This is a genomic window from Bacillus sp. LR--39, from assembly GCF_053613335.1.
In genome coordinates this window covers 294,979-319,771 of sequence record NZ_JBSIOT010000001.1, presented here as the reverse complement: position 1 = coordinate 319,771, position 24,793 = coordinate 294,979, and the positions used below count along the sequence as shown (strand labels likewise).

25 protein-coding genes, 1 other RNA gene and 1 other annotated feature are annotated in these 24,793 nt (G+C 47.6%); of the genes, 3 read left to right on the top strand and 23 right to left on the bottom strand.

The features are described from left to right. Positions 1-39: 39 nt before the first annotated feature. The 5 genes from ACWHAR_RS01725 to ACWHAR_RS01705 form a co-directional block, all read right to left on the bottom strand. On the bottom strand, positions 40-804 hold the full coding sequence (locus tag ACWHAR_RS01725) for a tRNA threonylcarbamoyladenosine dehydratase (protein ID WP_032873855.1): 765 nt from the start codon (positions 802-804) through the stop codon (positions 40-42). A gap of 71 nt (positions 805-875) precedes the next feature. Continuing rightward, positions 876-1,067: non-coding RNA, 6S RNA (ssrS, locus tag ACWHAR_RS01720), on the bottom strand. 62 nt (positions 1,068-1,129) lie between these two features. Continuing rightward, a complete protein-coding gene (aspS, locus tag ACWHAR_RS01715; protein WP_032873853.1) occupies positions 1,130-2,908 on the bottom strand; it encodes an aspartate--tRNA ligase in 1,779 nt (592 codons plus the stop codon). Between the two features lie 14 nt (positions 2,909-2,922). Next, positions 2,923-4,197 (bottom strand): histidine--tRNA ligase, encoded by a 1,275-nt coding sequence (hisS, locus tag ACWHAR_RS01710; RefSeq protein ID WP_032873851.1) that lies wholly within the window; start codon positions 4,195-4,197, stop codon positions 2,923-2,925. Positions 4,198-4,260: 63 nt separating this feature from the next. Beyond that, positions 4,261-4,493: a binding site (T-box leader), on the bottom strand. 60 nt (positions 4,494-4,553) lie between these two features. Further along, positions 4,554-4,724, bottom strand: coding sequence for a YrzK family protein (locus ACWHAR_RS01705; protein WP_087920774.1), 171 nt, complete (start codon positions 4,722-4,724; stop codon positions 4,554-4,556). 130 nt (positions 4,725-4,854) lie between these two features. Between ACWHAR_RS01705 and ACWHAR_RS01700 the strand changes: the two genes are divergently transcribed. Next, on the top strand, positions 4,855-6,417 hold the full coding sequence (locus ACWHAR_RS01700; RefSeq protein WP_032873849.1) for an SH3 domain-containing protein: 1,563 nt from the start codon (positions 4,855-4,857) through the stop codon (positions 6,415-6,417). Positions 6,418-6,442: 25 nt separating this feature from the next. On the opposite strand, the gene dtd is transcribed toward ACWHAR_RS01700, so the two are convergent. The 8 genes from dtd to ACWHAR_RS01660 form a co-directional block, all read right to left on the bottom strand. Further along, positions 6,443-6,886 carry a D-aminoacyl-tRNA deacylase gene (gene dtd / locus ACWHAR_RS01695; RefSeq protein WP_032873847.1) on the bottom strand — a complete coding sequence of 148 codons (444 nt, stop codon included), beginning with the start codon at positions 6,884-6,886 and terminating at the stop codon, positions 6,443-6,445. Positions 6,887-6,898: 12 nt separating this feature from the next. Next, positions 6,899-9,103 (bottom strand): GTP diphosphokinase, encoded by a 2,205-nt coding sequence (gene relA, locus ACWHAR_RS01690; protein ID WP_003152716.1) that lies wholly within the window; start codon positions 9,101-9,103, stop codon positions 6,899-6,901. A gap of 157 nt (positions 9,104-9,260) precedes the next feature. Continuing rightward, the gene (locus ACWHAR_RS01685) at positions 9,261-9,773 is read right to left on the bottom strand and encodes an adenine phosphoribosyltransferase (RefSeq protein WP_003152714.1); all 513 of its coding nucleotides are present in this window, start codon (positions 9,771-9,773) and stop codon (positions 9,261-9,263) included. 5 nt (positions 9,774-9,778) lie between these two features. Beyond that, complete coding sequence (gene recJ / locus ACWHAR_RS01680; RefSeq protein WP_032873845.1) at positions 9,779-12,139, bottom strand: single-stranded-DNA-specific exonuclease RecJ; 2,361 nt, start codon at positions 12,137-12,139, stop codon at positions 9,779-9,781. Positions 12,140-12,194: 55 nt separating this feature from the next. Next, the gene (locus tag ACWHAR_RS01675; RefSeq protein WP_014418528.1) at positions 12,195-12,521 is read right to left on the bottom strand and encodes a LapA family protein; all 327 of its coding nucleotides are present in this window, start codon (positions 12,519-12,521) and stop codon (positions 12,195-12,197) included. Positions 12,522-12,584: 63 nt separating this feature from the next. Then, positions 12,585-13,082: a cation:proton antiporter regulatory subunit gene (locus ACWHAR_RS01670; protein WP_032873843.1), complete on the bottom strand. Its 498-nt coding sequence runs from the start codon at positions 13,080-13,082 to the stop codon at positions 12,585-12,587. Between the two features lie 131 nt (positions 13,083-13,213). Beyond that, entirely contained in the window at positions 13,214-15,433 is a 2,220-nt protein-coding gene (gene secDF / locus ACWHAR_RS01665; RefSeq protein ID WP_032873841.1) for a protein translocase subunit SecDF, read from the bottom strand. Between the two features lie 36 nt (positions 15,434-15,469). Then, positions 15,470-15,766 (bottom strand): post-transcriptional regulator, encoded by a 297-nt coding sequence (locus ACWHAR_RS01660; RefSeq protein ID WP_007408189.1) that lies wholly within the window; start codon positions 15,764-15,766, stop codon positions 15,470-15,472. A 115-nt stretch (positions 15,767-15,881) separates the two neighbouring features. On the opposite strand from ACWHAR_RS01660, the gene spoVB reads away from it, so the two are divergent. Next, entirely contained in the window at positions 15,882-17,438 is a 1,557-nt protein-coding gene (gene spoVB, locus ACWHAR_RS01655) for a stage V sporulation protein B (protein ID WP_007408188.1), read from the top strand. Positions 17,439-17,445: 7 nt separating this feature from the next. Here the strand turns inward: spoVB and ACWHAR_RS01650 are convergent, their stop codons facing one another. Beyond that, positions 17,446-18,102 (bottom strand): DUF421 domain-containing protein, encoded by a 657-nt coding sequence (locus ACWHAR_RS01650; protein WP_032873839.1) that lies wholly within the window; start codon positions 18,100-18,102, stop codon positions 17,446-17,448. Between the two features lie 166 nt (positions 18,103-18,268). On the opposite strand from ACWHAR_RS01650, the gene ACWHAR_RS01645 reads away from it, so the two are divergent. Beyond that, a complete protein-coding gene (locus tag ACWHAR_RS01645; RefSeq protein WP_003152697.1) occupies positions 18,269-18,655 on the top strand; it encodes a TIGR04086 family membrane protein in 387 nt (128 codons plus the stop codon). A 51-nt stretch (positions 18,656-18,706) separates the two neighbouring features. On the opposite strand, the gene yajC is transcribed toward ACWHAR_RS01645, so the two are convergent. From yajC to ACWHAR_RS01600, 9 genes are all read right to left on the bottom strand, one after another. Then, positions 18,707-18,967, bottom strand: a complete 261-nt coding sequence (yajC, locus tag ACWHAR_RS01640) for a preprotein translocase subunit YajC (protein WP_007408187.1) — start codon at positions 18,965-18,967, stop codon at positions 18,707-18,709. Between the two features lie 30 nt (positions 18,968-18,997). Next, positions 18,998-20,143 carry a tRNA guanosine(34) transglycosylase Tgt gene (tgt, locus tag ACWHAR_RS01635; RefSeq protein ID WP_014305500.1) on the bottom strand — a complete coding sequence of 382 codons (1,146 nt, stop codon included), beginning with the start codon at positions 20,141-20,143 and terminating at the stop codon, positions 18,998-19,000. A 27-nt stretch (positions 20,144-20,170) separates the two neighbouring features. Then, complete coding sequence (queA, locus tag ACWHAR_RS01630) at positions 20,171-21,199, bottom strand: tRNA preQ1(34) S-adenosylmethionine ribosyltransferase-isomerase QueA (RefSeq protein WP_003152692.1); 1,029 nt, start codon at positions 21,197-21,199, stop codon at positions 20,171-20,173. A 25-nt stretch (positions 21,200-21,224) separates the two neighbouring features. After that, positions 21,225-21,425, bottom strand: a complete 201-nt coding sequence (locus ACWHAR_RS01625) for a DUF2905 domain-containing protein (protein WP_032873837.1) — start codon at positions 21,423-21,425, stop codon at positions 21,225-21,227. Further along, positions 21,418-22,422: a Holliday junction branch migration DNA helicase RuvB gene (gene ruvB / locus ACWHAR_RS01620; protein WP_003152685.1), complete on the bottom strand. Its 1,005-nt coding sequence runs from the start codon at positions 22,420-22,422 to the stop codon at positions 21,418-21,420. Before ruvB ends, ACWHAR_RS01625 begins: the two co-directional genes overlap by 8 nt. 10 nt (positions 22,423-22,432) lie before the next feature. Continuing rightward, on the bottom strand, positions 22,433-23,038 hold the full coding sequence (gene ruvA / locus ACWHAR_RS01615) for a Holliday junction branch migration protein RuvA (protein ID WP_003152683.1): 606 nt from the start codon (positions 23,036-23,038) through the stop codon (positions 22,433-22,435). A 134-nt stretch (positions 23,039-23,172) separates the two neighbouring features. Beyond that, the gene (locus ACWHAR_RS01610) at positions 23,173-23,682 is read right to left on the bottom strand and encodes an intercompartmental signaling factor BofC (RefSeq protein WP_007408184.1); all 510 of its coding nucleotides are present in this window, start codon (positions 23,680-23,682) and stop codon (positions 23,173-23,175) included. Between the two features lie 132 nt (positions 23,683-23,814). Then, positions 23,815-23,934, bottom strand: a complete 120-nt coding sequence (locus tag ACWHAR_RS01605; RefSeq protein ID WP_007612850.1) for a hypothetical protein — start codon at positions 23,932-23,934, stop codon at positions 23,815-23,817. A 131-nt stretch (positions 23,935-24,065) separates the two neighbouring features. Beyond that, the gene (locus tag ACWHAR_RS01600; protein WP_014721606.1) at positions 24,066-24,659 is read right to left on the bottom strand and encodes a YhcN/YlaJ family sporulation lipoprotein; all 594 of its coding nucleotides are present in this window, start codon (positions 24,657-24,659) and stop codon (positions 24,066-24,068) included. Between the last annotated feature and the right edge of the window lie 134 nt (positions 24,660-24,793).

Genomic DNA, 24,793 nt, shown 5'->3' with positions numbered 1-24,793 from the left:
ATAAAAAACAGCCTTTCCTGAAGAAGGCTGTTTTTCTTTTTATTTATCTTTAACCCGTTTAATGTCGATGTCCTTTAAGAGCTCCATGACAACATGTCCGCCCATAATCAGGCCGGCCACTGACGGAACCCAGGCGTTGGAAGACGGCGGCATTTGCGCTTTGCGGATTTTCGCTTCATCATTCCCGACTTCTTTTCTGACGTCTTCACGGATGACGATCGGGCTTTCATCAGAAAAAATGACCTGTACGCCTTTTTTAATGCCCTCTTTGCGAAGCCTTATGCGGACGACTTTGGCAATCGGATCGGTATGGGTTTTTGAAATATCAGCAATCTGAAAGCGTGTCGGGTCTGTTTTATTCGCCGCTCCCATGCTTGAAATCAGCGGAACATTCCGTTTCAGACATTCTTTCATCAGATGAATTTTATAATGAATCGTATCCGACGCGTCAATGACGTAATCAAGCGGATACTCAAAGAACTGCTCATATGTCTCTTCTGTATAAAACATTTTTAAGGCAACGACATCGCAATCCGGATTAATATCCGCGATCCGCGCTTTCATCAAGTCTGTTTTCGGCTGTCCCACCGTCGACAAGAGCGCATGCAGCTGGCGGTTTACGTTTGTAATGTCAACATCATCTTTATCGACAAGCACGATCCGCCCCACTCCGGACCTCGCCAATGCTTCGGCTGCGAATGAACCGACTCCGCCGACGCCGAGAACGGCCACCGTGCTGTTTTTTAACGTGTCCAGCCCTTCTTTTCCAATCGCTAGCTCATTTCTGGAAAACTGATGTAACAAGAACCTCACTCCACATTCTGGTTTTATAAACTCGGCTTGTCAAAAAGCCGCTGGTTTTAGCGCACAAAAAATAAAGTCCCAATTGTGCCGTTGCAGCTTTCCTTCGTTTTGAACCCGCTCTCAGCAGGTGGGTGCCCTTTTTTAAATCTTGTAAGTCCTCTTAACGAATGAAAAGAGGCATGTACGCCATTTAAAAATGCGGGCTCCCAAATCAAAAAAATGTTCGGTCAAAACTAGGTGTACAACTAACACATCAGGACTTTATTTAACTTGTCAAAATCATATCACAGCAGATTTTGATTTTCAAGAAACAAACTGCTGATCTTTACTGTTTCACTTTTCTTTTGACAGAAAGGTGAAGTTCTTCAAGCTGGGCCTCGCTCACTTCGCCGGGCGCTTCCGTAAGAAGGCAGCTTGCGCTTGCCGTTTTCGGGAAAGCGATCGTATCTCTTAAGTTTGTGCGGCCTGCAAGAAGCATAACCAAACGGTCTAAGCCGAGCGCGATTCCGCCGTGCGGAGGGGCGCCGTATTCAAAGGCTTCAAGAAGGTATCCGAATTCCTCCTCCGCTTCTTCTTTTGTAAAGCCGAGAAGCCCGAACATTTTTTCCTGAACGTCTTTTTCAAAAATACGGATTGAGCCTCCGCCGAGTTCATAGCCGTTTAAGACAAGGTCATAAGCCTGCGCTTTCATATCTTCAGGCGCCGTTTCAATCAGGTCAAGATCTTCACGGACAGGCATTGTAAACGGGTGGTGAGCCGCATAGAAACGGCCTTCTTCCTCGTCATGCTCCAGTAACGGCCAGTCCACAACCCACAGGAAGTTGAAGAGGCTTTCGTCAATCAGGCCGCGTTCTTTGCCGAGCTTTAAGCGAAGCGCGCCGAGGGATTGAGCCACAACCTCAAACTTATCAGCGCCGAACAGGAGCAGATCGCCTTCAGAAGCATCAAGCGCTTCAGCCAGTTTTGCCTGCTTCTCTTCATCAAAGAATTTCGCAATCGGGCCTTTTACGCCGTCAGCTTCAACTTTCACCCAAGCGAGACCTTTCGCGCCGTAATTTCCGGCAAAAACGCCGAGCGCATCGATATCTTTTCTGGAATAGTCGCCGGCAGCGCCTTTGACATTGATCGCTTTTACAACACCGCCGTTTGCCACGGCTGATGAGAACACCTTAAATTCAGTATCTTTCACTATGTCTGACACGTCCGTCAGCAGCATGCCGAAGCGGGTATCGGGTTTGTCGGAACCGTAGCTGTTCATCGCTTCTTCATATGTCATTCGCGGAAGCGGCAGCGGTACTTCAACACCTTTTGTTTCAAGCATGACTTTCGCCATCATCTCTTCCGCCAGAGCCATGATGTCCTCTTGACTCATAAAGGACATTTCGATATCAATCTGCGTAAATTCCGGCTGGCGGTCGGCACGCAAGTCTTCATCGCGGAAGCAGCGGGCCACTTGATAATACCGTTCAAAACCCGACACCATCAGAAGCTGTTTAAAAATCTGCGGCGATTGCGGAAGGGCGTAAAATTCTCCTTCATGCACCCGGCTCGGCACTAAGTAATCACGGGCGCCTTCGGGAGAGCTTTTTGTTAAAATCGGTGTTTCAATATCAAGAAATCCGTTTTCATCCAAGAAATGGCGGATGGATTTTGTGACTTGATGGCGCATTTGCAATGTTTGAAACATCGCGGGGCGGCGCAAATCCAAATAGCGGTGTTTTAACCGGACGTCTTCAGAAACGTCAGCCGCCTGGTCACTGATCGGAAACGGAGGCGTTTTCGCCGTACTGAGCACCGTCACCGCTTCAGCTTTGATTTCAATTTTACCGGTTTTCAGGTTGGGATTCACCGTGCCTTCTTCACGGGCAGAAACCGTGCCTTCGATATCAAGCACATATTCGTTTCTGATTGCTTCCGCTGCGGCAAGGGCTTCCTTCGATACGTCAGGGTTGAACACGACTTGCACAATACCCGAGCGGTCACGCAAATCAATGAAAATCAAGCCGCCGAGATCGCGCCGCTTCTGCACCCACCCTTTCAGTTTGACGGTTTCGCCAATCGCTTTTTCAGTTATCTCGCCACAATAATATGTTCTTCCAAACATAGCGTTCCTCTCCTTCACTGCTTTTGATCTGCCTTTAACACTTGTATCAGCTCGTCTAACACCACTTCACGCTGCTCTCCTGTTTCCGCATCTTTTACATTGATTTTATTCTGGGCAAGCTCATCTTCCCCTAAAATCGCAATAAAACGTGCGCCGAGACGGTCAGCCGTTTTGAATTGGCCCTTCATCTTTTTATTTTCATAATCGATTTCACTTGAGATGCCCGCTTCTCTCAGTTTGTACACGAGGGAAACGGAATAATCCTTCGCTTTTTCTCCGAGCGTCACGATGTAGCAGTCAATCCCCTGATTGACGGGAAGCTCTGTTTTCTCAGCGTCAATGGCTGCCAGCAGACGTTCGATGCTCATCGCAAATCCGATACCCGGCGCTTCAGGTCCGCCGATCTGTTCAACAAGCCCGTCATAGCGGCCCCCGCCGGCAAGTGTTGTAATCGCTCCGAATCCTTCGGCATTGCTCATAATTTCAAAAGCGGTATGGTTATAATAATCAAGCCCTCTGACAAGGTTCGGATCTATTTCGAACGGGATGCCGAGATCGTTTAAGTATTGTTTTACTTTCTCAAAATAAGCGGCTGATTCTTCATTTAAGTAATCAAGAATGGACGGAGCCGTTTTCATCAGTTCATGCTCTCTGTCTTTCTTGCAGTCAAGAATTCTGAGCGGGTTCGTGTGCAGACGCGACTGGCAGTCCGAGCAAAATTCTCCGATGCGCGGTTCAAAATGTTTGACGAGCGCTTCCCGATAGGATTTGCGGCTCTCCTGGTCACCAAGGCTGTTCAGCACAAGCTTGACATGTTTCAAACCGGCTTTACAGTAAATACTCATCGCAAGCGCAATGACTTCTGCATCCACGGCCGGATCTTTGGAGCCGATCGCTTCAATTCCGAATTGATAGAATTGGCGGAAACGCCCCGTCTGCGGACGTTCGTAACGGAACATCGGTCCGACATAATAAAGCTTCGTCGGCTGCACCGGGTTCGCAAATAATTTATTTTCATTGAACGCGCGGACTGCGGCAGCCGTTCCTTCCGGCCGAAGCGTCAGGCTTCTCCCTTTACGGTCTTCAAACGTGTACATTTCTTTCTGCACGATATCTGTAGACTCACCGACGCCTCTTGCGAACAATTCCGTATGTTCGAAGATCGGCGTGCGGATTTCTTTATATTGATAAGTGCGGCACGTCTCCCTCATAATTTGTTCGACGAACTGCCATCTGTCTGATTCACCCGGCAGTATGTCCTGTGTGCCTCTTGGAATGTGATATGCCATGTTACAGGCCTCCTTAATGTCTTTCTTCAAATAAAAAAACTCCCGCTCCTACTATACATGTATAGTAGGGACGAGAGTTATACCCGTGGTGCCACCCTAGTTGGAATGCCGAAGCATCCCCGCTCTGACCTTTAACGCAGGTTCACGTCCGCTGCCTAATGACTTGCTAAAGCGTTCAGCAGGGAACCTCCGGAGTGTTGTTTCGAGAAAGATGCAGTGCGGATCCGCTTTCAGCCCGGGACGGTTCCTCTCTTCTCCATGCATTCTGACCTACTCTTCTCCATTATCGGTTCAAAATCGTTATCATGACTTATGTACATCAATTTCTATTATAATAATGGGATTGCACTCCCCTGTCAAGTTTTATTCCGTCTGTTTTTCCTTGCGACCGCTTCTTTCGATAAGAGACCGAACTCCGTCGCCGTCTCTTCAAGAAAACCCGTCTTTTCTCTATCGCTCTGATCACTGAAATGCAGATTTCCTTCCGCATCGTGCAGCGCGCGTCCCATTTTTGGTTGATATTTCATGATTTGCACACCTTTTCGCTGTATTTATGACTAGTATAAACAAACCATTTTATTTTTATTTAACATTCAGCAAGGAAAATACGATATTATACAAGAATGTATTTTAGTTAGTTCAGAAAGGAGGACAGCCATGAAGAAGAGAACTCTTGCTCTTATTTTATGCGGCGTCATCATCACAGCGCTTCTTCCGTCATTCCACACCGCAATCGCCGCAGAGGGAGAAGCGGTCATCGCGACAGACAAGATCAATGTCAGAGGCGGTCCCGGCCTGAGCTATGGAATTAAGGCTGAAGTAAAAAAAGGGGAAAGATACCCGATCGCTAAAGAAGAGGGAGACTGGGTGCAGCTTCAGCTGAGCCCCGGTAAAACCGGATGGGTCGTTTCCTGGCTGATATCAAAAACAGCCGGGGGAGCAGACAATTCATCCGCAACAAGCGGAACGGTCACTTCGACCGATCCTGACCTCCGCATCAGAAAAGGCCCGGGGACATCATATGAAGTCATCGGCAAACTTCCGCAAGGTGCACATGCATCCGTGCTGGACAAGAACAGCGGATGGGTGAACATTTCTTATCAAGGCACAACCGGATGGGTTTCTTCCGAATACGTCACCGCGGACAGCGGCGGATCGGATACGAAAGCAACTTCGGCCCGAAGCGGGTCAAAAAGCGGAACGGTCGGCGTTTCTTCATTGAATGTCAGAAGTGCAGCGTCACATGATTCAGCGATTATGACTAAATTATCACGCGGAACAAAGGTTTCCATTTTAAGTGAAGACCACGGCTGGCTGAAAATTGAAGCAAACGGGCAAAAAGGCTGGGCAGCAAGCCACTACATCATAAAGGATTCTGACTCATCGGACAGCGCATCCAGCTCGGGAGACGGTTCTGCGGGCTCAGGCTCCTCGAAAAAAGCGTATATTGTTTACGGCGGCACCAACTTAAGGAGCTCGGCCTCGACTTCCGCTTCTATCGTAAAAAGAGCAGATAAAGGCGCAGCCTACCCGATTGTCGGCTCAAGCGGCAAATGGTATGAAGTCCGGCTTGAAAACGGACAAACTGCATACGTGGCAAACTGGGTCGTACAAACGTCAAAAAGCGGTGAGGTAACAGGCGAAGCACCTTCTCCCAACACGTCAGGCGGCAGCGGCTCACTTAAAAACAAAACGATTGTCGTTGATCCCGGACACGGAGGAAAAGACAGCGGAACGATCGGCTACTCCGGAAAGTTTGAAAAAAACGTAACCATTAAAACCGCTAAGCTGCTGGCCCAAAAATTGCGGGCATCCGGTGCAAACGTGTATATCACCAGACAGGATGATACTTTTATCAGCCTGCAGGCCAGGGTTTCAACCTCTCATTACCGGAATGCGGATGCCTTTATCAGCATTCACTATGACAGCTATGCCGATACGTCAACGCGGGGAAGCACGGCTTATTATTACAGTCCGTCTAAGGATCGCCAGCTTGCCTCAGACGTCCATTCTGAAGTAGTGAAGCGTTCCCCTATCCCGGATCGCGGCGTTCTGTTTGGCGATTATTACGTCCTGAGGGAAAATAAACGGCCTGCCATGCTGTATGAGCTCGGCTATCTCAGCCAACCGCAAGAAGAAACAATCATACATAGCGGCTCTTATCAGGAAAAAGTGACAGACGGAATTGAAAGCGGATTGGAACATTATTTTCAATCATAAAAAAAGCTGCCGAACGGCAGCTTTTTTATTGTTTAGAATCCATAATCAATGTAATCGGCCCGGAATTCGTCAGCTGAACATCCATCATGGCTCCGAATATTCCGGTTTCCACTTTGACTCCTTTTTCCCGAAGGAGCTCGTTCCACTTTTCATAAAGGAGCACTGCCTGATCCGGTTTAGCCGCATTCATAAAATTCGGGCGTCTCCCTTTCTTCGTTTCGCCGTAAAGCGTAAACTGGGAAACGGATAAAATCTCCCCGCCCGTATCCAAAAGCGATAAATTCATCTTGCCGCTTTCATCATCAAAAATCCGGAGATTCACGATTTTATCCGCCAAGTAAACGGCATCTTCTTCTGTATCTTCATGAGTGATGCCGACAAGCGCCATAATGCCGGGTCCGATCCGGCCGGCGACAGCGCCGTCAACCGTCACACTTGCTTCTGTTACACGCTGAACAACTAATTTCATAGCAAGCTCCTTTTAGTTCATTACCCGCCGGACTGAATAGATGTCTCTGATCTGCTTAATCCGCTCGACCACTTTATGCAGATGGTTGATGTTTTGAATAAAAATCGCCATATGAATCGTAGCGACTTTATTGCGGTCGGATTTGCCGGAGACAGAGGAGATGTTGGTTTTCGTCTCATTTACGGCTTGGAGCACCTCATTTAAAAGCCCGAGACGGTCATACCCCAAAATCTCAATCTCAACGTTATATTCTTTGCGTCTTTGAACCTGTGATTCATGCTCCCATTCAACAGGGATCAGACGTTCCTGCGCTTCATTCGTTTTGACGTTCGGACAGTCATCCCGGTGAACGGATACACCGCGGCCTTTTGTAATAAAACCGACAATATGGTCGCCAGGCACCGGGTTGCAGCATTTCGACAAGCGGACGAGAAGGTTGTCAATGCCTTTTACGCGCACACCCGCTTCCCGTTTTCTCCCTTGCGGATAATGTTTCGGCTCTGAAGTGACTTCCTGAACGATTTTTTCCTGCTCTTCCTGATCACGCAGCTTCCGTTCTTTTTCGGTGAGCCTGTTGGCCACCTGAAGAGCGGTAATGCCGTTATACCCGACCGCCGCATACATATCCTCTTCATTAGAGAAATTGAACTTGTCGGCAACTTTTTGAAGATTTTCGAGTGTTAAAACATCTTTCACTTCAAAATCAAGATTTTTAATTTCTTTCTCGACAAGCTCACGGCCTTTTTCGACGTTTTCTTCACGGCGCTGTTTCTTAAAGAATTGGCGGATTTTGTGTTTCGCCTGGGACGTCTGCGCCAGTTTGACCCAGTCTTGACTCGGACCGTATGAATGCTTGGACGTCAGAATCTCGACGATGTCGCCCGTCCGGAGCTTATGGTCAAGCGTCACCATTTTTCCGTTCACTTTCGCCCCGATTGTTTTGTTGCCGATCTCCGAGTGGATCCTGTAGGAAAAATCAATCGGCACAGAGCCTGACGGCAGTTCAATGACATCGCCTTTTGGCGTAAATACGTATACCATGTCAGAAAACAGATCGATTTTCAGCGATTCCATAAATTCTTCCGCATCGGTAGACTCGTTTTGAAATTCCAGAATTTCACGGAACCAGGACAGTTTTTTCTCAAATGTCGCTTCTTCGTTTGCAGCCTTGCCTTCTTTATATGCCCAGTGTGCAGCCACCCCGTATTCAGCGATCTCATGCATCTCAAACGTTCTGATCTGCACTTCCAGCGGATCGCCTTTAGGCCCGATTACGGTCGTATGCAGCGACTGATACATATTCGGCTTAGGCATCGCAATATAATCTTTGAATCTGCCCGGCATCGGCTTCCAGCACGTATGAATAATGCCGAGTACGGCGTAGCAGTCTTTAATGCTTCCGACAAGAATACGGACGGCGAGCAGATCATATATTTCATTGAACTGTTTATTTTGCAGCGCCATCTTGCGGTAAATGCTGTAGATGTGCTTCGGACGTCCTGAAAAGTCCGCTTTGATATTCACTTCTTCGACGCGTTTTTTCACTTCATTGACAACCTCTTCGACATAAAGTTCGCGTTCCGCGCGCTTTTTCTTCATGAGGTTGACGATTCTGTAATATTGCTGAGGATTCAAATAACGGAGAGCGGTGTCTTCCAGCTCCCATTTGATTTTAGAAATCCCGAGCCGATGGGCCAGCGGAGCGAAAATTTCCAGCGTCTCATTTGAAATTCTCCGCTGCTTTTCCTGCGGAAGATGCTTTAACGTCCGCATATTGTGAAGGCGATCCGCCAGCTTGATCAATATGACTCTGATATCCTGAGCCATAGCGACAAACATTTTTCGATGGTTTTCCGCCTGCTGCTCCTCTTGAGATTTATACTTAATTTTACCGAGCTTCGTCACGCCGTCGACAAGCATCGCCACTTCTTCAGAAAATGCTTCCTTCAGGTCGTCGAGGGTGACATCCGTGTCCTCTACCACGTCATGCAGAAATCCGCCCGCAATTGTGGAAGGGTCCATTTCCAGATCGACGAGGATCCCCGCCACCTGAATCGGATGAATGATGTACGGCTCACCTGATTTGCGGTACTGTTCGCGATGCGCGTTTTGCGCATACAGGTAAGCTTTCTCAACAAACGCAATCTGCTCCTCCGGCAGATAAGTGCGCGCTTTATCTATTACTTGCTCGGCAGTCAATACTTGTTCGTTCGCCATGGAATCACCTTTTTTAAATGTAAACTGTATTAGTTTATTATCAAGAAAAAAACGAGAGATGTAAAGGGCAGAAGTTCAAAACACCTAAAGAATCTGTCAGGATGATGAAATAATAGGAAAAAAGCACCCTGACACGAGTGCTTTTTTCCATATGCGGTTAATATTTCATTAATGTTAAAATATCGTAATCGTCAAGCTTGTCTCTGCCATCAAGGTAAGAAAGCTCGATTAAGAACGCAATACCGGCTACGACGCCGCCCAGTTCTTCGACTAGCTTAATCGTTGCTTCGATCGTGCCGCCTGTTGCAAGCAAGTCATCAGTAATCAGCACGCGCTGTCCCGGCAGAATCGCATCTTTATGAATTGTCAGTACGTCTTTTCCGTACTCCAAACCGTAATCGACTTTAATGACCTCACGCGGAAGTTTTCCTTCTTTCCGAACCGGCGCAAAGCCGACTCCGAGAGCGTATGCAACCGGACAGCCGATAATAAAGCCGCGCGCTTCAGGCCCGACAACTAAATCAATTTCTTTTTCTTTTGCATATTCAACAATCTGGTCAGTGGCGTAACGGTATACGTCGCCTTTGTCCATCAATGTCGTAATATCTTTAAATTGTACGCCTTCTTTCGGGTAATCGGGCACAATTGTTACGTATTTTTTAAGATCCATCTGTTCTATGTCCTCCTCGTACTTTCATAAGCTTCTGAACCTTGGTTCATCAGCTTATTCAGCCATTCCTTCAGCTCATGGGCTGCGGAATAATTGAGCTTCTGGTCTAATTCCATCAGCTGCTGTTTTACCTGATAGGTTTGCGAATCTGCCAGGTCGCGTTTTTTCGCGCCGCTCACGACAGACAGCACACCATCTTCTATTTTAACAAAACCGAGATCAAAAAACACCTTTGTCATGAAATTGATTGTGTCAATTGACCATCCTCTGTGTCTCGCAAGCTCTGAACCATGCTTGCCGAAGTCAAAAGCGCCCCTTTTCAAGAGAAATGCGTAAAACCACTTGAAATCATTCCGCGATGGAAATGAGGACAGGAAATGTTCTTCATGATTGATAAAAACAAAATAAATCCGTTCCGGCTTCTTTCCGTCAAGCAAATGCTGCAGGCGATCCGCTGACGGCGGCACATCCAGAAAAACGGCATATTTTCCGTCAAGCTGGAGAGCTTTCGCCTCGGATTCCGATGTGATCCCGGCAAACTCGCCCGACAGCTCTTTTTCACGGAGCTTCTGAGCGGTTTTTTCGTTAAAGCTGATGAGCACCCGTTTTTCCTTCGGCAGCGCGGTGACCGTGTCTTCCCACGTCCGCTTGCCCCTGATATCAAAAAGCTGCCATTCCGGCACCGCAGCATCTTTAATCATCAGCTGGGGCTTCTTTCTGTTGTTCCATTCATTAATGGACATTTCGCCGACAATGGAAATCGTTGATCCGGGGACAACTCCGGCTTCAAGCTCTCCTTTGTTAAAGCCGACGCAGTCAAGGACGGCGGAATCACTTTTCACCGTCATTTTCACGTGGTTTTTATTCGCTCCGATCAGGCGCACATCATCAAGCACCGCATTTTTCACCATCACATGCGGTTTAGGGTTAAGCATGCCGAACGGCGACAGCATATTCAATTCTGTAATGCTTTCAACGGTTATGTCTTCAACGCCGCAGACAAGATCAACCTCCTGAACGGGAATAAAATCCTCTTCCGTAAGGGTTTCTTCAGCCATTTGATTCAGCCTGTCCCTTAATTCCGCCACATCTTCAGCCTTCAACGTCATTCCTGCCGCCATCGGATGCCCGCCAAAATGAGGAAGAATGTCTCTGCACTGTGAAAGGCTCGTAAACAGGTTGAAGCCTCTGATGCTTCGCGCCGACCCTTTAGCGATTCCCTGCTCCTCATCTATCCCAAGCACAACAGCGGGCCGGTAAAAACGTTCAGCCAGCTTCGATGCGACAATACCGACGACTCCCGGATTCCAGCCGGCTTTTGCCACTACAATGGCAGACGGGTTTCCGCCTTGCTGCTGAACCATTTCAACAGCCTCTTCGGTCATGGTTTTCACCATTTTCTGCCGCTCTTTATTCAGCCGGTCAATATCCGAAGCCAGTTCCTCCGCTTCAAACTGATCTTCAGTCATCAGCAGGTGCACGGCGGGATCGGCCTGTTCTATTCTTCCGACGGCATTGAGCCTCGGCGCGACCTGAAATCCGATCGTTTCCTCATCAGCTTGTCCGATATCTCCGCCGGAAAGCTTAATCAGAGCTTTGAGGCCCGGCCGATTTGTCGTCCTAAGCCTTTCGATTCCGAGTGACGCAATTAATCTGTTTTCATCATGAAGAGGCACCAGATCTGCAACCGTACCGATTGCCGCCAAGTCCAGCATAGCTTCCGGCAAAGAACCCGTAAGCGCGTGGGCAAGCTTAAACGCCACACCGACGCCGGCCAATTCTTTAAACGGATAGCCGCATCCCGGCTGCTTCGGGTGGATGATCGCAAATACGTCAGGAAGCTCGGGTCCCGGCTCATGGTGGTCGGTAATAATGACGTCTAAGCCCAGCTCTTTTGCGACTTCAGCTTCATGGACGGCGGCGATTCCCGTATCCACTGTAATGATTAGCGAAAATCCCCGCTCTTTTATGGAGCGGAAAGCTTGTTCATTCGGGCCGTAGCCTTCTGTGAAACGGTCGGGAATATAAAAGTCAACGTCCGCCGACAGCTGTCTGAGTGCCGTCAGCATCACCGACGTGCTTGTAACGCCGTCTGCATCGTAATCTCCGTAAATCATAATCGGTTCCCCTTGAGAAACCGCCAGTTTTATCCGATCAACTGCTTCCCGCATTCCCTTTAATTCATACGGGTCATAAAAGTCTGCATCCTTTGTATGTAAAAACAGCCTTGCGCTTTCGGCAGTATCAAAACCTCTTTTTACAAGCAGTGATGCCACAAGAGGTGTTATGTCCAATTGTTCTGTGAGTGATTTGACTTTTTCCTGATCCGGCTGCTGGATTTCCCAGCGCATTTTTGACGCTAACATAAATTCACCCCTCAACCACCCTATTATACTAGAGCGGACTGAGGGGTTTCAAATGTTATTCTGATCCTTTTTTCTCTTCAAGCATTTCTTCCGGCGGCGCGGCTGTTTTTTGGCCGTCCGAATCAGCCGTCAATTCACCTGCGGATCTGTTTTCTTTCCGCAGCATTTTAATTTCGCGCTTCAGTTTCATCACTTGAAAGATACCGGCTGAAAACACGATCAGCGCTCCCATTAACACAGAGCCTAAAATGACTAAAATCAGCGGCCATTCAGCGGTTCCGAACAGATAATCAACCTCAACCGCCCGCACGTTAATGACAGCAAAGATGGCGACAATCAAAGTAAATAGTAAAGCGAATATAATAGTCCATTGTTTATTCATGCGTCTGCCCCCAATTGTTCATTCTTATCTTTTCCCCCATTTTCCCGGGAGTAAACCCCGGTCTCAGAAAATCCGGGCCGTTAACTGCTCGCGGATCAGCTTTTTCAGTCCGCTTCTTTCTCCCGATATAACGAGGGTGTCCCCTGCTTCAATTACGGTATCAATGCCGGGGCTCAGCTGTTTTTGCCGGTTTTTCTTTACGATCGCAATAATCTGGACGTTGTAATGTTTCTTGATCTCCAAATCTCCGATTGTACGGCTGACAGCCGGTGCATGAGATTCGGCTTTAAACCACTCAATGACGAGGTCATCAAGCGCAACTTCCACAGATTCCAGCGCTTTCGGCTTATACGTCATCCCGCCTAAAATAGCGGAAATCTGTCTCGCCTCTTCGTCGTTAAATTCAACGGATGCCAAGCATTCGTCATGATCATTCTCATCGAAGTAATAGAGCTCTTTTCTGCCGTCATCATGAAGAATAATACTGATTTTATCGTGATTTTTCGTAATGACTTCTACTTTCTGGCCGATGCCCGGAAGCTCCGACTCACGAACGTTCATAAGAACCCTCCTACATGTTTTTACAATGATGATTGATTATGTAAGCGTATGTCATTATAGCAAATGCAGGTTTTAAGTTCAATGCGGCCTGAAAAAACAGGCTGCCTTCTGCAAGACAGCCTGTTCCCATTTTACTCTTCGATTGATTTTTTCCCTTTAAATTCTTTACCTTTCCATACAAGCCACAGCTGCGCGGCGATGTAAAGAGAGGAATAAACGCCCGTCAATAAACCGACCAATAAAGCGACGGAGAAGTTTGTAATTGACGATGAGCCCAAAATGAGCAGCACGACGACAACAATCACAACGGTCAAGACCGTATTGATCGAACGTGTAAAGGTTTGCTGCAAGCTCAGATTCACGATATGTTCCAGATCGGCAAATGACTTCGGCTTACGTTTTTTCATCTGCTCACGTATCCGGTCAAATGTAACGATCGTATCATTTATCGAGTAACCGATTATGGTGAGAATTGCGGCGATAAAGGTGACATCGACCTCCAGCCTGGTAATGCTGAAAAACGCGACGATAAAGAAAGCGTCATACAGCAGGGATACAATTGCGGCGACAGCCATTCTGTACTCGAAACGGATTGACACGTAAATAATAATGCCGATTGATGCAATGGCGACGGCATATAAGGCATTACGGGCCAGTTCTTTTCCGACTGTCGGCGATACCGTGCTGACGTTCGGTTCAGATCCGTATTTGTCCTTAAAGTACGTTTTGATTTCAGCGATTTTTTCTTTAGATGGCTCTCCGACAAACCGGGCCGCGGCAACATGGTTCTCTTTACCAGAAAGCACGATGTTTTCCGGTTCCATGCCGAGAGAGTCAAAGTCTTTTTCAACCTGCTGCGCCGTCAATGCATGATTGCTCTGCACGTCAATCCGCGCGCCGCTTGCAAAATCGATTCCCAGGTTGAGCTTAAAGACCAGTAAGATGATAATTCCCGCAATGGTTACAGCGCTTGAGAAAATAAAGAAATATTTTCGCTTGCTCGTGAAATCCCATTTTTGGAATGCCGTATGCGGTTCAGTATTTTCATCCGTTTTTTGAATGTCCATAATATGTTTTTTCTTGACGCCGAACCAGCCTTTTTTCCGGTCAAGCCATCTGCTTTCCACGAGAAGGGAGAGCAGGAATCTTGAAAGGAAGACAGCTGTAATAAAGCTTGTCAGAATTGACAGAATCAGCATCGTCGCAAACCCTTTTACAGAGCTTGTCCCGAAAATAAAGAGCACGACCGCTGCGATGATCGTTGTGATGTTCGCATCGAAAATCGTCGCGAATGACCGTCTGTTCCCTGAACGGAAAGCTGAGCGGACGGATTTGCCGAGTTTCAGTTCTTCTTTTATCCGTTCATAGGTGATGATGTTGGCGTCAACCGCCATCCCGACACCCAAAATGAGCGCCGCAATACCCGGAAGCGTCAGCACCGCCTGCATCCAGTCGAACACTTGAAGCGTAATATATACGTATACAGAAAGCGTAATTACCGCTATGAGTCCAGGCAGTCTGTAATAAAGCAGCATAAATAAGAAAACAATTGCAATACCGATGATGCCGGCCTCTACCGTATCATGCAAAGCCTGCTGTCCGAATTGCGCCCCTACTGAAGTAGAGTATTTTTCGGTCAGCTTCACAGGCAGCGCGCCCGCGTTTAAAATATTGGCCAAGTCCTTCGCTTTTTGAACGGTGAATTGGCCTTCAATCGTGACATCCTTCGTGTTTAATTCCTGGCTCACATTCGGAGCGGATACATATTTCGGATGTTTTTTGCCGACTTCTTTTTTAAATGAATCGCCTTTTTGGTAATCAAGCCAGATCACAAGCTGATTATTAGGCGCCATTTTCTTGACTTTTTTCGTCACTTCTCCGAACTTATCCGCATCCTTCAGCTTAACGCTGACAATCGGTTCGTTCGTCGTCGGATCAAAGGTTTGCTTCGCGCCGTTTTCCACGAGATCAGAGCCGTTTAACAGCTCTTTATCATTCGTATCCCTGAACGAGAGCTGCGCTTCCGTTGACAGAATTTCGCGCGCCCTGTTCTGATTCGTGACGCCCGCCAGCTGTACGCGGATGCGGTTATTTCCTTCAATCTGAATGTTCGGCTCGCTTACGCCGAGAACGTTAGCCCGGCGGTTCAGCGCCTGCACCGTGCTGACGAGCACGTCTTTTGTGATTTTATCGCCTTTTTTGACGGGCTGCACATCGTACAGAACTTCAAACCCGCCGCGTAAATCCAATCCTAACGTAATATTATTGGCAGCCGGTTTTGTAAAATACCCCAGCCCTGTGCCGATCAATAATACGATCAGGAAAAACGCAATCAAGCGTCCTTTTTTCATTATGTATTTCCTCCTTAAACCTATGCCGTCAAATCATTATCTCAGCAGTTCATCTAAAGCTTCCTGACCCTCATCGCTTTCCAGCCAATTAGACGACTTAAAAGCTTCAACGGTTGCATAGTTCATAAAATCGCCAATTTTAACTGATAAAATATGACCGGCCAATTCATGCAGCGGCAGTTCCTTTTTCTGTTTCCACTTTTTATGTATTAAGTATGACCATAAACTCTCGTGCTCAACATCATCGTATCCGAGGATTTTGAACTCTTCAAGTTTACTGTACAAGAAAGGCCGCAAATGATCTTTGTACATTTCGGCGGGATGTTTCTCCACTGGGCGCTCGCTCCTTTTTCCATTTTTCTCGAAGACTTGTCATGCTCGGACGACATCGGCGCATATCTTTATTGTATATGATTCCAGGTAGTTTGAGAAGGCAGGGGTTTATAAAATGGCAAAACAGACTTTTTTAAGGGGCACTCTTATTCTCATCGCAGCCGGGATGATTACGAGAATGCTCGGCTTTGTCAACCGGGTGGTTATCGCCCGGTTTATCGGTGAAGAAGGGGTCGGTTTATACATGATGGCTGCCCCGACATTTTTCTTGGCCACCACTTTGACTCAATTCGGCCTCCCCGTTGCCATCAGCAAACTTGTCGCTGAAGCAAGCGCGCGGGGGGACCGGCAGAAAATGAAACACATTTTAGTGATGTCGCTTACCGTCACCGGGATATTAAGTCTCATCTTCACGCCGCTGTTTTTATGCTTTGCGCCGATTATGTCCGAAACGATGCTGACAGATCAGCGCACGGTTTACCCGCTTCTGGCGATTACGCCTGTCGTACCGATTATCGCGATCTCCAGCGTGCTGCGCGGTTACTTTCAGGGCAGGCAGAATATGAACCCGCTGGCGTTTTCCCAAGTGCTTGAGCAGATCGTGCGGATTTCACTTGTCGCAGTCTGCACGACGGTGTTTCTGCCGTACGGGATTGAATATGCCGCAGCCGGAGCCATGATTTCGTCTGTCATCGGGGAGCTTGCCTCTCTTATTTATTTATTCATTTGTTTTAAAGCAAATAAAACAATCAGAATCAGAAAACAATTTTTCAAGTCGATTGCAAATGGAAAAGAAACCTTCCGCCAGCTGATGAGCGTGTCGCTCCCGACAACCGGAAGCCGCTTCATCGGAAATTTATCTTGGTTTTTTGAACCTATTGTCGTCGCGCAGAGCCTTGCGATTGCAGGAGTGGCCACCGCTGCCGCCACCAGCCAGTACGGGGAGCTGACCGGATTTGCCATGACGGTTTTGACGCTGCCCAGCTTTATAACCTATTCTCTGTCAACGGCGCTTGTTCCTGCGATCAGTGAAGGGATGGAGCAAAAAAAGCTGCAAGTTGTCGAATACCGTCTGGAACAGGCGATGAGGCTGTGTCTTTTAAGCGGAGGCATTTCGGTGGTTATTTTATTCTCTTTCGCTGATGAACTGATGTCCGTCATGTACGGATCAACTAATGCGGCGGTATTTGTTAAAGTGATGGCGCCATTTTTTCTGCTTTACTATTTTCAGGGGCCACTTCAGGCGGTGCTGCAGGCTCTCAATTTAGCCGGGGCCGCCATGATGAACAGTTTTATCGGCGCCGCTGTCAAAACCGGCCTAATTTTTGTTTTGGCGACCAGGCCTTCCTTGGGCATCATGGGCGCCGCACTTGCGATTGTAACGGGGATGGTCCTTGTCACCCTGCTACATGCGGCCACCGTAAGCAAGGTGCTTCCGATCAGCATTAAAATAAAAGAATACGCGCTCTGTTTTGCCGTCATATTCATTTGCGGTTATGTCAGCCGCATCATCAAACACGCCGTTCATTTTTCAGGGTCAGAGGCTGTTAATCTCACAGGCTGGATTGCAATGACCGCGATTTTGTACATAGCGCTTCTTCTGTTATTCAGGCTGATTAAAAGGGAAGAGCTGATCCGGATTCCGGTCATCGGCAAGTTCGTGACGCGGTAAAACCCATTTATGGCTCCCCTTTTTCATCTTTAAGATCAATAAAAAAAGCGCCGTCCGTAAACGTGCAGAATGATATAACCGAAAGATCGCGATATCCTCTTTTTGCTAAATTTTTTTCGAGCCAGTGTTTATCTTTCCCGATTCTGTCCAGATGCTCGTTCTGAATGACCCCGTCAACGATAAGCGATGTTTCCATCTGCTTATCCTTATTGTTTTTCTTTTTGACGATCGACAGTTTGCCTGAAGACTCCAAAATGGCGTATGACACGTCAGAGATTCTATCGATGTTATTTTCCCTCAGCTGCATAAGAAGATCGTCAAAATTGTAGCGCTGCGATCTCATCGCCCGTTCATCAATTTTTCCCTGTTTTATAATAATGGTGGGTTTTCCGTCAAGCAGCTGCCGTATTTTTTGGCTTTTGAGCGAAATAAAAGCAAGGCTTACTTGAATAATCATTAAAACGACAATCGGCACAATTGTATGCAAAAGCTTATCTTTTACATTTTCAATTGCCAATACGGCAATCTCGGCAATCATAATGGAGACGACAAGGTCTAAAATGCTCAGTTCTCCGATTTCCCGTTTTCCCATCAGTCTGAAAATCACAAGAATGATAAAATAAAGCACAATCGTACGAAACGTAATAATGATAATATCTTCCATATCGCACCTCCAACGGTCATAGCATTTGCCATCGGCTCTGAATTATGTAAGAAACGGGCTGAACATCATGCATTTACGTCTAATTCGAACATTCAGAGAATACATTTAGAAAAAGACGGGCTCCGGCTTGTCATATATCAGGCCGCAGGGCGGAGAGGAGATAAAAATGGAAGAAACGAAACAAGTGGGAAGAGGCGTCTTGTATGGCTTAGTGGCTATCTTTGCGGTGATGCTTCTTACGAGTTTGGCGATTTCGCTTTTACTGACGGTTACCTCAATGGAAGAATCATCTTTCAGCTGGCTGATCACCGCGCTTTCCTTTCTTTCTTTATTTGCGGGCGGTTTTATATCGGGCGGCAAAGCGAAGGAAAAAGGCTGGATGATCGGAGCGTTAACCGCCGTCTGTTTTTCATTAATCATCTTGCTGTTTCAATATTTAGGGTTCGGAAAAACGTTTACATCCGGTCAGCTTTTGTTTCATCTCGGCTTTTTGGGAGTCAGCATGCTGGGCGGCATTTTCGGAGTGAATTTGAAAGGAAGCAGATCAGCGTAATAAAAAAAGAGCGGATTCTCCGCTCTTTTTTTGTATGTATGAGCTTCGCTGTTATTCAGCGGAAGCTTCTCTGATTGCGCGGCGGTCAAATGTTAAACGGGTGTTATCACCTGTTTTAATGACGACCTTGCTTTCATCAATTGAATCAACAGTGCCGTGCAATCCTCCGATTGTCACCACTGTATCCCCTTTTTTCAGTTCTTCCTGCATCTGGCGTACGGCCTTCTGCTGCTTTTGCTGCGGACGGATGAGCAGGAAATAAAGCACTGCAAACATTAAAATAATAGGAACGATTGTGCCTAAAGTACCCATCTATTTCCCTCCTTTCAAGAATGGTTTTATTTAGAAGCTTTTCGCATTTGGCTTATTATAGCCGTAACGCTCAAAGAACTCTTCTCGGAAATCACCAAGACGATCCTCCCGGATGGCTTGTCTGACCTGCTCCATTAAGTGTAACAGAAAATGAAGGTTATGGTAAGTTGTTAATCGAATTCCAAACGTTTCATTACAGCGGATCAAATGTCTGATGTAAGCGCGGGAGTAATTTTGGCATGTATGGCAGCTGCACTCTTCGTCAATCGGACGGAAATCACGCTCATATTTGGCGTTTTTCATATTCAGACGCCCTTCATTCGTAAACACCGTGCCGTTTCGGGCAATCCGGGTCGGCAGTACGCAGTCAAACATATCCACGCCGCGGATGGCGCCGTCAATTAAGGCATCCGGTGAACCCACACCCATTAAATATCTCGGCTTGTCCTTCGGTAAAAGCGGAGTTGTAAACTCAAGCACTCGGTTCATGACGTGCTTCGGCTCGCCGACAGATAATCCGCCTATGGCATAACCCGGAAAATCAAGCGAAACCAAGTCTTTTGCACTTTGTGTCCGCAGATCTTCGTATTCTCCACCCTGTACGATTCCGAACAGCCCCTGCTCATCTGAGCGCCCGTGCGCCTCCAGGCAGCGTTCCGCCCAGCGGCTGGTCCGTTCAACAGAGCGTTTCATGTAATCATACTCTGCCGGATACGGCGGACACTCATCAAACGCCATCATGATATCAGAGCCGAGGGCGTTTTGAATTTCCATCGCTTTTTCCGGAGATAAAAACAGCTTGTCTCCGTTTAAGTGATTGCGGAAATGAACGCCTTCTTCTTCTATATTACGAAACTTGCTCAATGAAAAGACCTGAAAACCGCCGGAATCCGTTAAAATCGCGCGGTCCCAGTTCATAAACTTATGAAGCCCGCCCGCTTCTTTTACAATGTCATGTCCCGGGCGGAGCCATAAATGGTACGTATTGCTTAAAATAATGCCCGCATCCATAGATTTCAGCTCGTCCGGAGACATCGTCTTTACCGTAGCAAGCGTGCCGACCGGCATAAATACAGGCGTCTCAAAGGAGCCGTGGGGCGTATGGACTCTGCCCAGTCGCGCTCCCGTTTGTTTGCATTCCTTTATAAATTCATAACGTATCGGTTGTTCAGCCACTTTGTATGAGGCCTCCTGTCATTCAAATTAGATAATCAGCATGGCGTCGCCAAAGCTGAAGAAACGATATTCCTCTTCTACCGCATGACGGTAGGCGGAAAGAACATGCTCTCTGCCGGCAAGCGCAGAAACGAGCATGATAAGCGAAGATTTCGGCAAATGAAAATTGGTGATCATGCCGTCAATCGCTTTAAATTCATATCCCGGATAAATGAAGATGGACGTCCAGCCGCTTGAAGCTGTAAATACGCCGTCATGCTCGCCGGCAATGGTTTCCAGGGTGCGCGTTGATGTCGTCCCGACCGACACAATGCGCCCTCCCGCCTTTCTGACCTCGTTTAAAGAGGCGGCGGTTTCTTCCGTCATTTCATAAAATTCCGCGTGCATGTTATGTTCTTCCACATCATCCGCACTGACCGGGCGGAATGTGCCGAGTCCCACATGAAGTGTGATAAATTCAATCCGCACACCCTTTTGCTTCAGCTCGTCCAGAATCTCTTCCGTAAAATGAAGTCCGGCCGTCGGAGCTGCGGCAGATCCGATTTCTTTTGAAAAGACGGTCTGATACCGTTCTTTATCATCAAGCTGCTCTTTAATATAAGGAGGCAGCGGCATTTCACCGAGTGATTCAAGCACTTCGTAAAAAATCCCGTCATACCGGAATTCTATTTTTCTGCCTCCGTGATCAAGCTCCTCCGTGCAGACCGCTGTCAGCCGGCCGTCGCCAAATGTCAGGACCGTTCCTTTTTTTACGCGTTTCGCCGGCTTTACGAGCGTTTCCCATGTATCATTTTCTTCCTGTTTTAATAACAGAAGCTCCACTTTCGCTCCCGTATCTTCTTTTGTGCCGAATAATCTTGCAGGCAGCACACGGGTATTGTTCAAGACGAGGCAATCCCCTTCATTAAAAAAGCTTACAATCTCTTTAAATGAACTGTCCGTCAGCCCGCCCGTCTGTTTGTCGAGCACCATCAGCCGCGATGCGTCACGCTCTTTCAGCGGCACTTGGGCAATGAGGCGTTCAGGCAGTTCAAAATCAAATAAATCGACTTTCATCATTTCACCTTAATTCTGTCTATTGTTATTTCATTCTGCCGAAAAAATTAAGCAGAATGGATAGTATCACACTGATCACAATACAAGTGACAACGGGAAAGAAAAACGTAACATTTCCCTTCTTAACGAAAATATCTCCGGGCAGCCTTCCGACAAAGTGCCAGACTGCGCCGGCAAGAAGCAAAACGGCACCGAGAACCATGAGAACCTTCGGAAAGTCAGTCACGGGCGGGCGCCTCCAATCGAAAATGTTCATACACAGCCGGAGTCACGACCCGTCCCCTCGGCGTCCTCTGGAGAAATCCGATCTGCAGCAGATACGGTTCGTACACATCCTCTATTGTATGCGGTTCTTCGCCGATTGTCGCGGAAATCGTATCAAGGCCGACGGGACCGCCGCTGAATTTTTCGATCATGCCCATCAGCAGCTTATGGTCGATATGATCGAGGCCGAGCGCATCGACTTGAAGACGTTCGAGCGCATCGTGAGCGATTTCTTCCGTGATGCGGCTGTCGCCGAGCACCTGGGCAAAATCTCTCACCCTTCTGAGCAGCCGGTTTGCAACCCGCGGTGTTCCCCTTGACCGTCTGGCGATTTCCAGAGCCGGAGCTTCTTCGATATCCACTTCAAAAACGTCAGCCGTTCTTGACACGATATCTGTCAGCTCTTCCTGCGTATAGTATTCAAGGCGCGACAGCACCCCGAACCGGTCTCTGAGCGGTGCGGTCAATAATCCGACCCTTGTCGTAGCTCCTACAAGCGTAAAAGGGGGAAGGTCGAGACGGACGGAGCGGGCGGACGGGCCTTTTCCAATGACGATATCAAGGCAGAAATCCTCCATCGCCGGGTACAGAACTTCCTCAATTGAGCGGTTCAGCCTGTGAATTTCGTCTATAAACAGCACATCCCCTGGTTCGAGCGCCGTCAAAATGGCTGCCAAATCTCCCGGTCTTTCGATGGCGGGACCTGACGTCGTCCGCATCTCCACACCCATCTCATTGGCCACGATAGACGCAAGCGTTGTTTTCCCGAGACCCGGAGGCCCGTATAAAAGAACGTGGTCCAGCGTTTCCTGCCTCATTTTCGCCGCATCGATAAACACGCGCAGATTTTCTTTCACCTTCTTTTGGCCGATATACTGGGCGAGATTCTGCGGCCTGAGGCTTTGCTCGATTATTGATTCATGGCTGTCTGCTTCACTTGAAACGAGCCGTTCATCCATGAACATCACCTTACTTTAATAATTTTTGCAATGCTTTTTTCACATATTGATCTGTTGAAAGCGCCGTTTCCTCTTTTAAGTGAGGAAGCACTTTTTTAATTTCTTTTTCGGCGTAGCCGAGAACCCGGAGCGCTTCAAGCGCCTCGTCAAGCGCCGTTTCAGCCTCTTGTTTTTCAATGCGCGCTTCATGATTGAACAGGTTGTCAATCATTTCAGGCACGACGTCGGCCAGTTTGCCTTTCAGATCAAGAATAATCTGCCGCGCCGTTTTTTTGCCCACACCCGGAAATTTCACCAAAAAGGCCTCATCTTCCTGTTCGATCGCTTCGATGACGGCTCCGGGATCACCGGAACCGAGGATGGCGAGGGCCCCTTTAGGCCCGATGCCGGTGACGTTCAGCAGCTTTGTGAAAAGCGCTTTTTCTTCCCGGGTTGAAAAACCGTACAAAGAAAAGGCGTCTTCTTTTATATGATGATACGTAAAAATGGTCTCTTGATTGCTTACCTTATAAATAAACGGATTCGGAGTGAAGACCTGATAGCCGATTCCGCCGTTTTCAATCACGATGTATTGGGGAGATACATAATCAATCGTCCCCTTCACGAATTCAATCACACCTATTCACCTCTTTGACTGCTTATCATTGTAACACAAAAACAGCCAAAGTCTTATAGAAAAGTTAACGTATGTTCGCTTTGACACCTTCCATTCAGAAAAAAAAGACATGTGTCACATGTCTTGCGTCAAAGTCAGCCGCTGTAAGTCTTAATATGATCGATCACGCTCTCAAACTCCGCTTTTGTCCTGTACGGTATACCGTGTTCCAAATGCTTTTGCAATCGGCTTTCCAGCCGCTCTATATCAATCTGGAAGAAAGACTGAATCGGCTCAGCCAGCGATCCGGGACGGCCGTGAAATGTGGAGATGACGCCTCCGTCCGTGACGCCGATATAACCGTTAACCTTACTGAGCGGGGAAATGTCATCAACATGCTTACGGAAAAGGACGAAGCCTTTTTTCTGCTCAACGAGCGTCCAGCCGGCGTATGCGGCCCAAAAATCCTCCATCGCTAAAACGGTTTCATCCGTATGTTCAATGCCGACATCACCGTCAAGATAGACCTTTTCCAGCTGGACATGCACCCGAAGCGGCCCGTAATGCTCGACCTCCGCCCCGTATGCGCCTTTTCCTCCGCAAATCAGGGCCGCAGCCGATAAGATAAGCATAAACAATAGACGCGCACCGCAAATTCGTTTCACCAATAACACCTCTTTATTCAATCAAACTCTTGATGCTAGTTTGACCAAAGATGCCGGTGCTTAATCGTTTTCTTTCATTTGTCTGTTTCAGGCCGAAAAAAAGCAGCCTCTATATGAGGGCTGCCTCGATGATTATGCCCGGCCGGCTGAAATCAGTTTCATTTGTCCGGGCGTCAGTTTGAGCCGGTATCCCCTTACGGTCAGATACACAGTTTTTGCTCCGCGGCTTTTGTCATGCTCCGTTTTTTTCATCCCGGCCCTCCGTTACGTTTTATTACTTTTATGTTAACACCGCAATATAAAGAGCGTTTTAAGAATATGTAAAGAAATGATGAAGATTTATCCATAAAAATACTGCCGGATGAAATCATCCGGCAGTCCGTTTAACGGCTGTTTCTGTTCATGTCTTGCAGCTTTGTAAAAGTAGCGTTGTCGGTAAACACTTGAATTGTACGGCCGTCCGCGAATTTTTTGGCCGCATGTTTGACATGTTTATCATCATTTTTCGTAAAAGGATGATTTGTTCTGACGGCAATGACGACTCTCGTGTCAGTCACGATGACCTGACTATCCTGTACGCCTTTTACTTTTTTCACGCGGTTTGCAACTTTTGCTGCCAACCTGATGTTTTCGGCGTTGTCATACCCATTATAAGACATTGCTGCCGGCGGCGTATTGACATTTCGGCCGTTATATGTGCCGTCCGTCGTTAACGGAACCCCGTCATTAGGCGCGTACTGGTCGGACACGTTTGTCGTATTATGACGGCCGTTTCGGTTTTCCATCATTTCAGAAACGGGTCCTTGATGGTCCATTCCGTACTGGCCTCTGCCGTTACCATTATCATTCGAATAATATCCGACCGGACGTGTTGACTGATTGTAGCGTCCGTCATTCATGGCATTATTTGCTCCGCATGCCGTTAAGCTTGCCGTCACGGCTAAAACGCCCGCGATCGTCATCAGTTTTTTACCCAATGGAAAAACCCCCCGTGGATTCATCGCTGTTTGAGCGTTTTCCGCTCATGTTTAGGATGTGCGGCGGGCGGCGGGTTTAAGCTTGTCAGTTATGTCCATTCCTCAGTTGGACATAAAAAAAGGAACGACATACA